The organism is Lacrimispora sp. BS-2, assembly GCF_040207125.1.
In the GTDB taxonomy this organism is placed as follows: domain Bacteria; phylum Bacillota; class Clostridia; order Lachnospirales; family Lachnospiraceae; genus Lacrimispora.
The window spans coordinates 119,603-134,277 of the sequence record NZ_CP157940.1 but is presented as its reverse complement, the minus strand read 5'-3'; the positions used below and the strand labels follow the sequence as shown (position 1 = coordinate 134,277).

The following is a 14,675-nucleotide window of genomic DNA, read 5'->3' as shown; positions in this document are numbered from 1 at the left end:
TCAAATCCACCTGTTCACATGTTTCATATTTTTTCCGGATATATAATTTATAACAGCAACAATAAAAAAAGACAAGATAACAATCACGCATACCCAGAATGCAGCCGTATCCCAGTTTCCTGCCGCCACCTCGGAGGCAATTGCAACGGAAACCGTTCTGGTCTTTCCAAGGATATTTCCTGCCAGCATGGCAGTTGCCCCGTATTCCCCAATGGCTCTTGCAAAGGCGAGTACGGTCCCGGAAGCCAGTCCAGGTGCAGCAATGGGAACGATGATCTTCCAGAAGATCTTCCTTTCCGACAGCCCCAGAGTCCTTCCCGCATGGATCATGTCAACATCCACCTGCTCAAAGGCTGCTCTTGCATTCCGGTACATCAAAGGAAATGCGATGACAAAAGCTGCTATGACACATCCAGGCCATGTCTGTACCATTTTTATATTAAATTCCTCAAAAAGAAATTTGCCGAAAGGCCTGCGAAGGCTGAAGATCAAAAGAAGAAAGAACCCGGCCACAGTTGGCGGAAGCACCAGCGGCAAGGTCAGGATTCCATCTACAATGGATTTTGCCGTATTATTCAGCTTCATGATCAGTCTTGCGGCGCCTATTCCAAGAAAAAAGGTCAGCACCGTTGCCAGAATCCCCGTTTTAAGAGAAATAAAAAGGGGACTCCAATCTATTGTTTTCATCAGATCCAGCATAGATTTTCACCCCCTTTTTTATATATTATTTATTTTGAAGAAATAGCAAATCCGGCATCCGTAAACAGCTTCATAACGCCCTCATCGCTAACAAGATACTCTTTAAATTCAGCAGCTGCCTTTGCCTGCCCCTCTGATGCCTCCTTGTCGATAATCAGGCCTACCGGATAAACAGCAGGATCGATCATACTCTTATCTGCTTCTGCAATGATTTCAACCTTGTCCGCCATGGAAGCAGCATCGGTTGCATAAACAACACCCACTTCATTACTTCCCTCTGCAACAGCGGTTAAAACAGCGGTTACATTGGCGCCTTCGTTAATTTCCATTTTCATTACCTGATCAAGGTTTCCTAAGTTGGTGAACAGCTTTCTTGCATACTGGCCTACAGGTACATCCTCTCCGGCAAGAGCAAGGCTTGATGCCTTTGTGATATTATCAAAACCGGTTACCTCAGTTTTTCCACCTGTGGGCTTGATTAAGACAATCTTATTCTCAAGCAGGTTGGTAATGGAACCGTCTACTACGAATCCGCCTTCCTTTAACGCATCCATCTGCTTGGTTGCGGCTGAAAAGAAGATGTCACACTGAGCGCCTTCCTCGATCTGGGTCTGAAGAGTTCCTGAACTGTCCGCATTATAAATGATATTTACATTAGGATGATCTTTTTCATAAGTTTCCTTGACCTTTTCCATTGTGTTCTTCAAGCTGGCAGCAATAAAAACATAAAGGTCTTCCTTCTCTGCCTTTGCCGCTGTTGTTTCTTCTGCCTTTGCAGTTTCCTCAGCCTTACTGGTTTCCTCTTTTACAGTTGTCTGATCCGCCTGGGTAGCCTTTGCACCGGTTGAACCGCACCCCACTACAGTACCGGCAGCAAACATAGCCGCCAACATAACTGCTAATAATTTCTTTCCCTGGTTCATAATACTTCCTCCTGGTTTTTTGAACAATATTGTTCATTTTGATTGTGTTTTGTTGGGTTTTTACCCGTTTGGTAATTACCAATTTATTTTAGATGATAACTTAAGGAATGTCAATGCCATTCTATTTATATAATTACATCGGGATTTCCGGCATCTTTCGCCCCCTTTGATTGACAATGAAAGGATATATGCTATAACTATTTATAAATGATGGAAACCCCAGGAAGCAAAGAGGAAAACGTATGAAAAAAATATATACCACCCAGGAAGTGGCTGACCAGCTTAAAATCAAAAAATCCACTGTATATGAACTGATAAAACGGGGAGAATTAAAGGCATCAAAGGTAGGAAAGCAGATACGGGTCAGTCAGGAACAGCTGGAGGAATATTTAAAGGCTCCAAACACCACCGCCGCTTCCCAGGCAGAGGAGCCTCTTCCCGGAATCATGGACATTCCGCTTTTTACCGCTGATTTTGCAATCCGGCAGATGGACTATCTTCTCAACGCCAGCGGCCTGATCATAAGCAGCCAGGAATCCAGGGTTGTGGAGCTACTTCGCAGCCAGCTGAGCCTGCGCCCGGACAGCCTTCCCATTCTGCATTCCTATATGAATGATTATAACAGCCTGTATTCCCTGTACTATGAAAAGACCCATATGGCCCTTACATCCTTTAGCAACAGCCAGGAAGGGCAGGAAATCCGGCAGATCCAGAGTTTGCTCCCTGGAAAGGAAGCAGCAGTCCTCCATATCTGCAGCCTTTTAGCGGGCTTTTACATCAGAAAAGGAAACCCCAGAGGCTTACACACCGTAAAGGACCTATGCCGCCCGGATATCCGGTTCATAAACAGGGAGAAGGGGAACGGGTACCGAATCTATCTGGACACCCTCCTTACATCCCATAACATTGAAAAAGCCGCCATTCCCGGCTACCAGACAGAATGCCTCTCCCATATGTCAGCCGCAAATGCAGTCGCATCGGGAGCTGCTGATGCAGGCATCGGCGATGTCTCCCACCTGGCTGCATATCCCCAGCTGGACTTTATTCCTCTGTCCAGCCTGTTCATGGATCTGGTCTTTTCTAAGGAAGCCATGAACCATCGGGCCTTTCAAAACATTGTGGACACGGTAAATTCCCGGGAATTTAAAAACAGCCTTCTTCCATTTAAAGGATATGAAATTGGTAAGACAGGCAAATGCACGTTTGTAAATGGCTGAAGAAGCGGACTTTTCCAGTAATGATAATTATTCATAAAAATTTTAGTTGCACTCGCAACTATTTATGTGTTAAACTATTTATGATCTAAAAAGAGTCTGCAGGCTCATGCACAATTCTGTGCAAATTATCATTCTTAAGAATCCCTTTCATAAAAACGGACAACAGGAGGTATCTCTTTGAATCAAAAATTAAAAGAAAAAATTGTAGAATCCTTATCATCTGTCCTGCCCGTTACATGTATCGTGTTGATCTTGTGCATAACGATCACTCCCATGCCTCTTGACCCACTGATGCTGTTTCTGGTAGGTGCAACCCTTTTAATCCTTGGAATGGGCTTTTTTACACTCGGTGTTGATATGTCCATGATGATCATCGGTGAAAAAGCGGGTGCCCATCTGGCAAAATCAAAAAAGCTCCCGCTCATTGTTTTTGCCTGTTTTATTATTGGTTTTATCATTACCATAGCAGAACCGGATCTTCAGGTCCTGGCCGGACAGACTCCGGCAGTTCCTGACATGATTCTGATTTTTTCTGTGGCCGCAGGAGTAGGCTTTTTCCTGGCAATCGCATTTTTAAGAAACTTGTTTAGCTGGAGCTTATCCCGCATCCTTATGATCTGCTATGCCGTACTTTTTGTTACATCCGCTTTTGTACCCAAGGCATTCCTGGCTGTGGCCTTTGACTCCGGCGGCGTGACTACAGGTCCTATTACTGTACCTTTTATTATGGCTCTTGGAGTGGGCCTCTCATCGATCGGCCGGGGCAAGAATTCGGACAGCGACAGCTTCGGGCTTGTGGCCTTATGTTCCGTTGGACCCATTCTTTCCGTTATGATCCTGGGCCTGGTTTACAAATCCTCTGCCACGGATTATGAACCCATGATAATTCCTTCCATAAACAATTCCCAGGATCTCTGGCTGGCCTTTCAGCATGAGCTTCCTGATTATGCCTGGGAGGTCTTTTTAGCTCTTTTCCCCATTTTGCTGTTCTTTATCATATTCCAGATCTTCTTTCTGAAGCTGAGGAAAAGACAGCTGATCAAAATTATGGTGGGGCTTATTTACTCCTATATCGGACTGACCCTTTTCCTTACCGGTGTTAATGTAGGTTTTATGCCTGCCGGTAATTATCTGGGACAGCAGCTGGCCTCTCTTCCTTACAACTGGGTTATGGTTCCTATCGGTATGCTCATTGGATATTTTATCGTAAAAGCCGAACCTGCCGTACAGGTTTTAAATAAGCAGGTAGAGGACATTACAGGAGGTTCCATCTCGGAAAAAACCATGATGACCGGATTATCCATCGGCATGTCAATCTCCCTTGGATTGTCAATCCTAAGAGTCATGACAGGTCTTCCCTTACTGGCTCTCCTGCTTCCCGGCTACGCCCTGGCCCTTGGCCTGTCTTTTGTGGTGCCGCCGATTTTTACATCCATTGCCTTTGATTCGGGCGGTGTCGCTTCCGGCCCTATGACGGCCACCTTCCTGCTTCCCTTTGCCATGGGAGCCTGTGAAGCCCTGGGAGGAAATATAGTAACCGATGCCTTTGGCATTGTGGCCATGGTCGCTATGACGCCCCTGATCATCATACAGCTCATTGGCGTTTCTTATCAGTATAAGACCAGAAAAGCAAATGTTCCGTCCAATGAGCCGCAGCTTAATATGGAGTTTGAATTTATTGACTTAGGAAAGGAGCAAGCTGATGATTTCCAATCGTAAAATAAACTGGATCACGGTTATCGTAGCCAGAGGAAAGGGCGAAAAAGCAGCTTCCGTTTTTAAAGCACATCATCAGGAACTGCTTCTCATTACCAGAGGACATGGAACCGCAAGTTCTGCAATCAAGGACTGCCTGGGACTTGACGAGCCGGAAAAGGATCTGGTTATCGGAATCGTAGAGGAAACGGCTACCGGACGCTTATTATCCTCTCTCCATGAAGCATTGGAGCTTGAAAAACCAGGCTATGGCATTGTATTTACCATCCCCCTGTCAGGGATCAGCGCCGCAGCTTCCAGTATTTTAGAAAATGCCCTGTCAGGCGGGAATATGCCTGTATCCACAGATTATCACAAGGAGGATCGCTCTATGTCAGATACGACCAAATACGAACTAATTGCTACTGTCATCAATACCGACCTTTCCGCTCCCATTATGGAAGCTGCCAGAAATGCCGGCTGCAAGGGGGGAACCCTGGTCAAAGCCAGAGAAGCTCTTGCTGATGATTCAAAAAAGCTTTTTGGTCTGACTCTTTCCAGTGAGAAGGAAATTCTCCTTATCCTGGTTCCCGTTACGGATAAGCAGGCGGTTCTTAAATCCATCTGCGAAACAGTGTTAAAAGAAACCGGAGAACATGCCATCGCTTTTTCTCTTCCCGTAGATGAAGTGGCTGGACTCAGCACTCTGAAAAAATGAGAAAATCCTCATCTGGACCGACCGGAGCCAAAACAGGCGCCAGTCCCATATTCCCTTCCCGGGATATGGAACTGGCGCCTTTCTTTTATTGTTTCAATCCTTGATACAGTGCTCTTAAAAGCTCCCCCTCCGGGTCCTGGCTCAACTCCCAGACCATTGCGCCGCCTAATTTCTTTGATTTGATATAATCCGTTTTATAGCCTATGGATTTTGGATCCTCATAGCTTATAAAGATCGTACCGTTAAACAGCCAGGGAACCTTTGACTGGGAATGAAAATGACTGGTATAGCCAGGTTTATTTAAGTAATTATCTTTAATGGCCTGATATCCGATGGAATTGGAACCGCCAAAGGACTGGTATAAACCATTGTTTGAATTATTCACAGAAGAATATAAGTATCCGTAAAACGGGATACCCATTACCATCTTTTCCGCCGGAAAGGATGCCCCCAGCCAGGCAGTGACAGCCTTATCCACACTGGCTTTATACTGAGGGGATGGATCGCTGTTGTCATATAGAGGAGCGAGAAGGTCTGTATTTGAATCCCAGAATCCATGCAGATCATAGGTCATGACATTTGCATAATCCAGATACTGAGCCAGCTTTGACAGCTCCACATTGTTTATGTAAGAATTATCCGCGCCTCCTGCAATGGTCAGTAAGTAATGCTTATTGTCAGCAGCCCCCTGAGCATCCAGTTTTTCACGAATTTTTTTAAGAAGCAGGGTGAAATTATGTTTATCTTCCCTGCGCCTGGCATTTGTTTCCAGACCTCCGCTGACCGGATACTCCCAGTCCAGGTCAACACCGTCAAATCCGTATTTTTTAATGAAATCAACACAGCTGTCAGCAAATGAAGCTCTGGTCTCCTCTGTCAGGGCCACATCTGAGAATTTCCCGGACCAGTTCCAGCCTCCCACGGAAATTAAGGTTTTTAAATCCGGATTGGTCTGTTTTAAGGAATTTAAAAGCTTTATGTTGGAAGGATCCACGTCAGGATATCCAAGGGTCAGTTTTAAGTCGGAACCAATGTTTGCAAAAGCATAATTTATATGGGTCAGCTTTCCGGCATCAATCTGGTTTGGATAGTAATTATAATAGGCCGCCCATGCCGCATAATACCCAACTAATTTACCAGTCTGCAGAGGGGCGGGTTCCGCTGTGGGCGAAGCAGACGGTTCCGCTGCAGGCAGATCGGACGATTTCGCTGCAAGCAGATCAGACGATTTCACTGCAGGCAGATCAGACGATTCCGCTGCGGGCGGAGCAGATGTTTCTGCAGCAAGGAACGCTGCCGTTTCCGGATTATCTGCAATGGCTTTCTGGGAAAGGGCTACCTGTGTGTCTGCAAGAGTGGCGGTTGCAGCGCTTTGGGATGACTCCTTAGAAATTCTGTCAGGCTTTTCAGCAAATGCTACCCAGCTAAAGACCCACCCCAGAATGATCAGCATAAAAACGGAAGCAGATAAAAATATTTTTTTCATAGTACTTTTATTCATCACTTGATCCTTTTCTCTCTTTGGTTTTTACAAGTATAACATGCTGGTTATTCCTTGAACAACGCGCAAAAAATGGATCAAATGCATAATTATGGATATGTTTATTTTGGATTTTGCGTTCCAATCATTTCTGTTCCTATAATTTTGCTTTGATTTTCAACGTTTTTACTATATTATTCTTCGACAATACTATCTCCACTTTCAAAAACGTCTGCTCTGTTCTACCGCATAAGCTTCTTTACGCTTTGCGCTGTTTTTTATTGTCTGATCCATCATCTCCAGAGTTTCCACCATGATGTCCCGTGCAGGTTTCAGGCAGGTTTCAGGCATTTTTCCTGCAAATCTTTTCCGTAGGAATCAATGTCCAGATTTCCGCGCACATTGAGCATAAAGGTTTCTTTGTTATTTAAAATTTACTCGCTGGGATTGAATAATAAGTTTCAATATTCTGGTCAGCTTAATTGGTGTTCCAGCAGCTACGGTTCCAAGCTAAGGAACCTTAACGACTGGTTCAATAAATAATGGATCGACATCCTTAACCACTTCAATGGTTCTTGGACTATTTCTCTTACAATAGGCGGATACCCTCTATCTGTAATTATTTGACGTATATAAACTAATATTCGTTGTTGTCTTTCTTTTAATTTGGGTTTTGACATGGTAATCCCACCTTTCTGATGTTACTATAACACAAGCGTGAACAAAATCCAAACATATGTTCTTAATTATTAAAAAAATAATAGACCGGAATCTTTTATGGAAACCGGTCTATCTCTTATTCGTCTTGCTGCCCTTCTTCTTTTGAGGTAAGTATATCTTTTAATTCAGATATCGACATGTTTTTCTCTTCAAGAATTGCTGACACTTCTTTAAATTCTTCCAACTTAATTTCTTCCTGTATCTGTTTCTCTTTCTGATGAAGCGTTTTGATTGCGGTCTTATATTGTTCTATGGAATCTTGTGTATTTTTTAGCTCTTCTCTAAGTTTTTCAATCGGTGATTTGCGAACTCCTCTTGCCATATGCTTCACTCCTTTACAAAAATGGTAATATATAAATTATATTATATATTACCAAATTTATACAGTGGATAATTATGGAAATAATTCACGCAAGGCAAATAAGAGTTCATTGCCCATATGTTCAAGTTATTGTTGCCTATGCAGCAATAAGATTCAATGTACAAAATTTAATTTTACAATTTATCATCTAAATAAGCCCTCCATCAATTGTATCATTACAACCAATAGAGGGGTTATATAGATGATAAAACCCGTTATTATGTGATAGTTTGCGATACTTTTCCAATCTCGAACAATTAATTAAAACTGCAGAAATCCTTGTAAAATAAAGACTAATTTTCTTCCACCTCAAGCAGATAAGGCGTGATCTGATATACATAAAAGTTCAGCCAGTTCCCATACAGCGTATTCGCCACATTTCTCCAATTTAACACAGGAACCGTATTGGGGTCATCGTCTTCATAATAATTACAGGGAATTTCAGGCTCCAATCCCTTCCCCAGATCCCGGTGATATTCCCCGTCTAAAGTCATGCGGTCGTATTCCGGATGCCCCTGGACAAATACCTGCTTTCCGTCCCGGCTCATCACCAGAAGGATTCCGGCCTCTTTTGATTCCGCCAGGATCACCAGCTCCGGCTGCTTTTCAATATCCTCTCTCCTCACCTCAGTATAACGGGAATGAGGAGCCATCACATAATCATCCAGGCTGCGGACAAGGGGGACCTTCCGGTCCAGAACCTTATGCCGGTAAATGCCTGACAGCTTGCTCTCTCTTTTGTATTTCTGTATGCCATAATGGTAATAAAGCCCCGCCTGGGCCCCCCAGCAGATGTGGAGGGTGCTGGTCACATGGGTCTTGCTCCATTCCATGATCTTCTTTAACTCTTCCCAGTAATTAACCTCTTCAAATTCCATGTTCTCCACCGGCGCTCCGGTGATGATCATGCCGTCGAATTTTTTTTTCTTTACCTCGTCAAAATAAACATAAAATTTATTTAAATGGCTGGCTGACGTATTCTTGGAAGTATGGCTCTCCAGCATCAAAAAGGTACAGTCCACCTGCAGAGGAGTGTTGGATAAGGCCCGGAGAAGCTGAGTCTCTGTCTCTTCCTTTATAGGCATGAGATTAATGATCAGAATCTCCAGAGGGCGGATGTCCTGGCTTAAAGCACGGTCCTCATCCATCATAAAGATATTCTCTTTTTCCAGTATGGCTTTTGCAGGTAAATCCTTTTGTACTTTAATCGGCATAATTTATTCCTCCAGCATCTTTATGAAATCCTCTTCTGAAATAATGGGCACTCCAAGTTCCTTTGCCTTTTTATTTTTGGAAGAATTGGATGTAGTATCATTGTTGATCAAATAGGTAGTCTTAGAGGTCACCGAACCAGTTGCCTTGCCTCCATGGGCTTCAATGACCTCCTGAAGGGCCTTCCGGTTTTCATAGTGGGTCACGGATCCGGTAATGACAAATACCATGCCTTCAAAGATTCCGTTCCCGCTGGCCTCCGCTTCTCTCTCAATGGTAACCTCTGACAACAGGCGGTCCACCATCTCATTGTTCTTCTCTTCCTTAAAATAAGTGATCCATGCATCCGCAAGCACCTTGCCGATGCCCGGGACAGTGGTCAGTTCCTCTTCCTCCGCGGTGCGCAGCTTTTCAAAATCAAACTTAAATTCCTGACACAGCATCTTTGCATTTGCCAGGCCGATTCCAGCGATTCCCAGGCCGTAAATCAGCCTTGGAAGGGTGGTATGGGAAGCTTTCTTTACCGCTTTTATCAGGTTATCGTAGGATTTTTTTCCGAAGCCTTCCATCTGGGTGATGACTTCCTCATGCTGCTCCAAATGGAAAATATCTGCATATTCCCGTATGAATCCGGCTCCGATGAATTTCTCCAGAGTCGCCTCTGATAAACCGTCAATATTTAACGCATCCCTGCTCACAAAAAGGGTAAAACCTTTCAGCCGTTTGGCCTGGCAGTCCGGGTTGGTGCAGTATAAGCTCCTGACATCATTTATCTTGCGGATCTCCGTCTTTCCGCCGCAGACAGGACATTGTTCAGGGATCTGTATCTTTTTGCTTCTTGTCAGGTTATCGGCAATCTGGGGAATGATCATGTTGGCTTTATACACCGTGATTTCATCTCCCTCCCCCAGCTCCAATGCCTCCATAATGCTTAGATTGTGGACACTGGCCCGGCTCACCGTGGTTCCTTCCAACTCCACAGGATCAAAGATTGCCACCGGGTTGATGAGCCCGGTCCGGGATGGACTCCATTCGATGTGGTCAAGCCTTGTTTCCCTGATTTCATCGGCCCATTTAAAGGCGATGGCATTACGGGGGAATTTGGACGTTCTGCCAAGGGATTCTCCGTAAGCGATATCATCAAACAGAAGCACCAGGCCGTCTGAAGGAATATCATAGCAGGAAATGGCTTTGGAAAATTCCTCTACCGTCTCCGGCAGGGTATCCCTGGTCACCATTTTATAGTCCACCACATCAAAGCCCTGCCTCTTTAACCATTCAAACTGCTCTTTTCTGGAGTTTTTAAAGTCAACGCCCTCTGCTGTTACCAGGCCAAACGCTTTAAAATTCACATTTCTCCGGGCTGTGATCTGGTTGTTTAACTGCCTTACGGAACCGCTGCATAAGTTCCTGGGGTTCTTGTATTTGGCTGCTACATCTTCAATTTCTTCGTTGATCCGGCTAAAATCCGAATACTTGATCACTGCCTCCCCCCGTAAAACCAGTTCTCCCTGATGGGATATATTTAAAGGAATGTTGGAAAATACTTTTGCGTTATTTGTGATAACCTCACCGATCTCTCCGTTTCCCCGGGTCACGGCCTTTTGAAGGGTTCCATGGTTATAAGAAAGAACTACGGTCAGCCCGTCAAGCTTCCAGGACAGCACTCCGGTCTGGCCACCCAGCCACTCCATAAGGCTTTCTGTGCTCTTGGTCTTATCAAGGGAAAGCATGGGAGTTTCGTGAGCCTCCTTGGGAAGCTCACTTAAAACCTGGTACCCTACATTCTGGGTGGGGCTTTGGGAGAGTATGATTCCGGTCTCCTCTTCCAGCTCCTTTAGCTCATCATAAAGCCTGTCATATTCAAAATTGCTCATGATTTCCCGGCTTTCCTGGTAGTAAGCCTTTCCTGCTGCCGTCAGAACGGCAACCAGTTCTTTCATTCTGCTTATGTTAGCGTCCATCAGATATCTCCTTTTTCTGTTCTTTATAGGAACGATTCGTCGAGCCTTTTAAGGCCTCTTTCATCTGGTGGTACTCCCTTTTCGAAAGCTCCCGGTAAGCTCCGGGCTTTAAATCTCCCAGTTCAACATTCATAATGCGCAATCGTTTTAGCATCCGTACTTCAAAGCCCAGCTGGCCGCACATCCGCCGGATCTGGCGGTTTAGCCCCTGGGTCAGAATGATGCGGAACGCTTTTTCACCGGCCTTGGACACCATGCAGGGCCTGGTGGTGACATTTAATTCCGGCAGGAATACTCCCTTTTTCATTTTCCGGATAAATTCATCGGTTACCGGGCGGTTGACCTTCACCAGATATTCTTTTTCATGAGCATTTCCGCTGCGCATCATTTTATTCACCAGAGAGCCCTGGTTGGTCATGAGGATCAACCCCTCAGAATCCTTGTCCAGACGGCCGATGGGGTAAATCCTTACGGGATAACCCACCATATCCACTATGTTTGGAGCGCGGTCCTTATCCGATGTGGTGCATACGATGCCCCTGGGTTTATGGACTGCCAGAAGGACTGATTCTTCCTTATGGCTGTTATCTCCTTTTCCTGCGCATATGGTGCGGCCATTTATGGTAACTGACTGGCCGGGTAAAACCCTCTGGCCGGGCGTGGCTGCCTGTCCGTTTATACAGACTTTCCCAGCCTCAATGAAGCGATCCGCCTCCCTTCGGGAACATATCCCGGCTTCACTTAAAAATTTATTCAGACGGATTCCTTCTGTCTCCATGTTTCCTCTTTCCTGCCCATGCTTTGGGGCATAACGGTATTCCTGCAGGGGGTCTTTCTCCCTTACTATACTAAGTAAAAATTATAGCATTACCAGGGAGGTACGTCAATTCATCTGCATATTTTGACCGCAGTTTCCCCCGCTCCCTGTGGAACACATTTTCCAATGTTAACTTCCCCATTTTATCTGAAATGTCCTTTCTATTCTATATCCATAGTTGAACTTTTGGAAATTTTGGTATAAGATGTAAGAAGATGTAAAAATGTTTAAAAACTTTAGGAGGAATTGCAATGCCGTGGACACCGAACTTATCCGTAGGGATATCAATGATTGACGATCAGCATAAAATGTGGTTTGAGAAAGCAGAAAAACTGTTTGAAGCTGGGAAAAACAACCGCGCAAAGGAATACGTCGGAGAGCTTCTTGATTTTTTGGATGATTACACAAAAAAGCATTTTGCAGACGAAGAAAAATACATGATGAGCATTCACTATCCCGGTTATGCCGAGCAAAAGCAGGCTCATACCGCTTTCATTGCACAACTGGAGAAATTAAGGAATGATTATAAATCTTCCGGAGGCAATCTTCTGGTGATTTTAAATGCCAACCAGATGGTAGTGGATTGGCTTACAAAACATATTTCTAACATGGACAAAAAAATCGGCGAGTATGCAAAGAATGCACGATAATGGTTTCAGATGAAAAAGGGCGGCCCCATTGGCCGCCTTTTTCCATGTCCGGTTTAAATAAACTTATATATTCTTTAAATTCAGCCAAAATGGTTTGAGCGATACTATGATAGGTAGGAATTTATATGGGAGTATTTGGGATCGGCACAAATGTGCGAAAGATAAATAGCGGTGTAATAAGAGGCAAACCATCCCCCATAGCCTGCATGGCTTGGTATGTGCCCGGCTGTCTACCGTATCCGCTGCTTTTTAAGTTTGAGGGAGAGGACGGAATTTTACAGACGATAAGACGGTGAGCAGGTTAATGAGTATAGGTGTGATGCGGTTTTCGGCGGTATACGATACGGATTCAAGTTGATTTTCTATGTTATGAGTAATAGATGAATTATGGTAATTTAGGCAGGCCAATTGCTATTTTGATGGAGTAAATAAACTTATCAACCAGAGCTGAAAAGCTCTTATTTTATTGCCTAGAAACGGGCAGGAAAATTATATGAACAAGGAAAAATGGTTCTTAATGATGGAACTGAAATCAAGTTGGAAACAGGCGCAAGCATTTCAGCGCTTACTACAGTTTACAAGGGACTACACAGGGTAACGGTCTGACGGGTGGTGTTCTGCCCGTCAGATTTTCCATGTATCCAGGTAGCCGGAAATCTGCTATACCTGTTCAGGGGATATAGTGTCCACCGTCAGTTCCGCTATCTCTTTGACAAGGGCTTGCTTGCGGCTGTCCATCGATGAACTACTCCAAGTGTATACTTTTTGACCGCCCCTCCCGTATATCCACAAGGTTGGAAAACAGCCTGAAAACGAAAAAATTCCACGCTTGTGGAAAGATATGGTATAATGGGAACAGGGAGAAAACCGAAACGGAAAAAGGGGATATGGCTATGAATGTGGCCTTGACCAAACAGGAACGGTTAAAGGATTTGCAGGTGGAACGGGACCTGACGCTGGAGCAGTTGGAATAGCGAACGGGCATTTCAAAATCCGCTTTGGGCAACTATGAAACAGAGAATTACAAGGACATCAGCCACACCAGCATTGTGACGCTGGTGAAATTCTACGACGTGTCCGCTGATTATCTGCTGGGCCTGACCGAATCAAAAAATCACCCAAACGCAGACCTTGCGAAACTGCATTTGAGTGATACTATGATAGAGCTATTAAAAAGCGGGGCAATCAATACCCGGCTTCTATTTGAAATGGCGGCACACAGGGATTTTGTGAAGCTACTGGCTGACATTGAGATTTATGTGGACGGAATTGCCAGTATCATCAGGGACATAAAGAAAGCCCACAGGCAGGACAGCACCTGCGCCCCGGAAACCGATTTCGTGCGGGAATTGTAGCAGGACATTGAGTTTGTTTCCAACCTTGAGGGTACGCACAGAAAAAACAGGTTGCCCCGTATTGTCGTCGGCAGGGGATTGACTATACCAAGCTGACAGATGTTAAGTTTGAAGTAATGATGAGGGTGCTTCAAAAATCCAAGCATTTGAAAAATTCAGGCAAAAAGCAGGGTAAGAAGAAACACAGAAGACAAATGCTTACTTGTTTGGTAAAATGAAAAAAGAGCAAATTTCAAATTATTGAATGCTTGTTCTTTTCAAAGAGAACTTGAACCCAATGTTAAACCCCGTTAATCCGCATTAGAAAATTTGGAGGGAAATACCATGAAAAAAAGTATAAAGAGTTTATTACTATTAATTGTATTAATCTTTAGTTTATTTAGCCTTATTGCTTGTAAAAATGTACAATCAATTCCTGATAAAACAAGTGAACCAGCCACCTCTCAGACTGTGGGGCAAGCTACTTCAAATTCTTCTGAAAAACAGAAAGATGATGGCATTGAAATAACATTGAGTATTTATAACATAAATGAAGAAGTTATTTACAGCGAGAAAGTAAATACCGAAAAGACAAATTTGCTTGAAATAATGAGTAATATTGACACCCTAAAGATTAAAACGGAAGACAGTGAGGGTGGTAAGTTTATCGTTTCAATTATGGATATCTCTTATGATTATGGACAATATTGGACTTGTTACATAAACGGAGAAAGATTGTTAGAAAATATTAGCTTATATGAAATTAATGATAAAGATGTTGTTGACCTGCGTTATGAAAAAACAGAAGATTAATAAGGGACTGATGTTTACCGACTGTTTATATAGCCAATATACTTAAATTAAATGACAATATAAGAAAATATC

General features: G+C 43.9%; 14 protein-coding genes and 1 pseudogene. 6 read left to right on the top strand and 9 right to left on the bottom strand.

The genetic code is table 11. The annotated features are described in order from the left end of the window. Positions 1-699: a molybdate ABC transporter permease subunit gene (modB, locus tag ABFV83_RS00635; protein ID WP_312445114.1), complete on the bottom strand. Its 699-nt coding sequence runs from the start codon at positions 697-699 to the stop codon at positions 1-3. A 29-nt stretch (positions 700-728) separates the two neighbouring features. After that, the gene (gene modA, locus ABFV83_RS00630) at positions 729-1,622 is read right to left on the bottom strand and encodes a molybdate ABC transporter substrate-binding protein (protein ID WP_349946909.1); all 894 of its coding nucleotides are present in this window, start codon (positions 1,620-1,622) and stop codon (positions 729-731) included. Between the two features lie 242 nt (positions 1,623-1,864). Here modA and ABFV83_RS00625 point away from each other — a divergent pair, with 242 nt between their 5' ends. The 3 genes from ABFV83_RS00625 (at position 1,865) to ABFV83_RS00615 (ending at position 5,252) form a co-directional block, all read left to right on the top strand. After that, the gene (locus ABFV83_RS00625; protein ID WP_349946908.1) at positions 1,865-2,839 is read left to right on the top strand and encodes a helix-turn-helix transcriptional regulator; all 975 of its coding nucleotides are present in this window, start codon (positions 1,865-1,867) and stop codon (positions 2,837-2,839) included. A gap of 177 nt (positions 2,840-3,016) precedes the next feature. Further along, positions 3,017-4,558, top strand: a complete 1,542-nt coding sequence (locus ABFV83_RS00620) for a DUF1538 domain-containing protein (RefSeq protein ID WP_349946906.1) — start codon at positions 3,017-3,019, stop codon at positions 4,556-4,558. Beyond that, positions 4,542-5,252, top strand: a complete 711-nt coding sequence (locus ABFV83_RS00615) for a hypothetical protein (RefSeq protein ID WP_349946905.1) — start codon at positions 4,542-4,544, stop codon at positions 5,250-5,252. Before ABFV83_RS00620 ends, ABFV83_RS00615 begins: the two co-directional genes overlap by 17 nt. An 85-nt stretch (positions 5,253-5,337) precedes the next feature. Here ABFV83_RS00615 and ABFV83_RS00610 read toward each other — a convergent pair whose 3' ends face one another. The 7 genes from ABFV83_RS00610 to ABFV83_RS00580 all read right to left on the bottom strand — a co-directional run bounded on the left by ABFV83_RS00610 (position 5,338) and on the right by ABFV83_RS00580 (position 11,767). Next, the gene (locus ABFV83_RS00610; protein ID WP_349946903.1) at positions 5,338-6,753 is read right to left on the bottom strand and encodes a glycosyl hydrolase family 18 protein; all 1,416 of its coding nucleotides are present in this window, start codon (positions 6,751-6,753) and stop codon (positions 5,338-5,340) included. A gap of 201 nt (positions 6,754-6,954) precedes the next feature. Further along, on the bottom strand, positions 6,955-7,083 hold the full coding sequence (locus tag ABFV83_RS00605; RefSeq protein WP_349946901.1) for a hypothetical protein: 129 nt from the start codon (positions 7,081-7,083) through the stop codon (positions 6,955-6,957). A gap of 146 nt (positions 7,084-7,229) precedes the next feature. Further along, on the bottom strand, positions 7,230-7,412 hold the full coding sequence (locus ABFV83_RS00600; protein ID WP_349946899.1) for a hypothetical protein: 183 nt from the start codon (positions 7,410-7,412) through the stop codon (positions 7,230-7,232). Between the two features lie 116 nt (positions 7,413-7,528). Continuing rightward, a complete protein-coding gene (locus tag ABFV83_RS00595) occupies positions 7,529-7,774 on the bottom strand; it encodes a hypothetical protein (RefSeq protein WP_349946897.1) in 246 nt (81 codons plus the stop codon). A gap of 332 nt (positions 7,775-8,106) precedes the next feature. Further along, positions 8,107-9,027, bottom strand: a complete 921-nt coding sequence (gene metA, locus ABFV83_RS00590; RefSeq protein ID WP_349946896.1) for a homoserine O-succinyltransferase — start codon at positions 9,025-9,027, stop codon at positions 8,107-8,109. A 3-nt stretch (positions 9,028-9,030) separates the two neighbouring features. Next, the gene (gene ligA, locus ABFV83_RS00585; protein ID WP_349948840.1) at positions 9,031-10,968 is read right to left on the bottom strand and encodes an NAD-dependent DNA ligase LigA; all 1,938 of its coding nucleotides are present in this window, start codon (positions 10,966-10,968) and stop codon (positions 9,031-9,033) included. Positions 10,969-10,978: 10 nt separating this feature from the next. Beyond that, entirely contained in the window at positions 10,979-11,767 is a 789-nt protein-coding gene (locus tag ABFV83_RS00580) for a pseudouridine synthase (RefSeq protein ID WP_349946894.1), read from the bottom strand. A gap of 290 nt (positions 11,768-12,057) precedes the next feature. Between ABFV83_RS00580 and ABFV83_RS00575 the strand changes: the two genes are divergently transcribed. From ABFV83_RS00575 to ABFV83_RS00565, 3 genes and pseudogenes are all read left to right on the top strand, one after another. After that, entirely contained in the window at positions 12,058-12,456 is a 399-nt protein-coding gene (locus ABFV83_RS00575) for a bacteriohemerythrin (RefSeq protein WP_349946892.1), read from the top strand. Positions 12,457-13,349: 893 nt separating this feature from the next. Then, positions 13,350-14,029: pseudogene (locus ABFV83_RS00570) on the top strand (helix-turn-helix transcriptional regulator). A 106-nt stretch (positions 14,030-14,135) separates the two neighbouring features. Continuing rightward, complete coding sequence (locus tag ABFV83_RS00565) at positions 14,136-14,603, top strand: DUF4430 domain-containing protein (protein ID WP_349946891.1); 468 nt, start codon at positions 14,136-14,138, stop codon at positions 14,601-14,603. Positions 14,604-14,675: the final 72 nt, after the last annotated feature.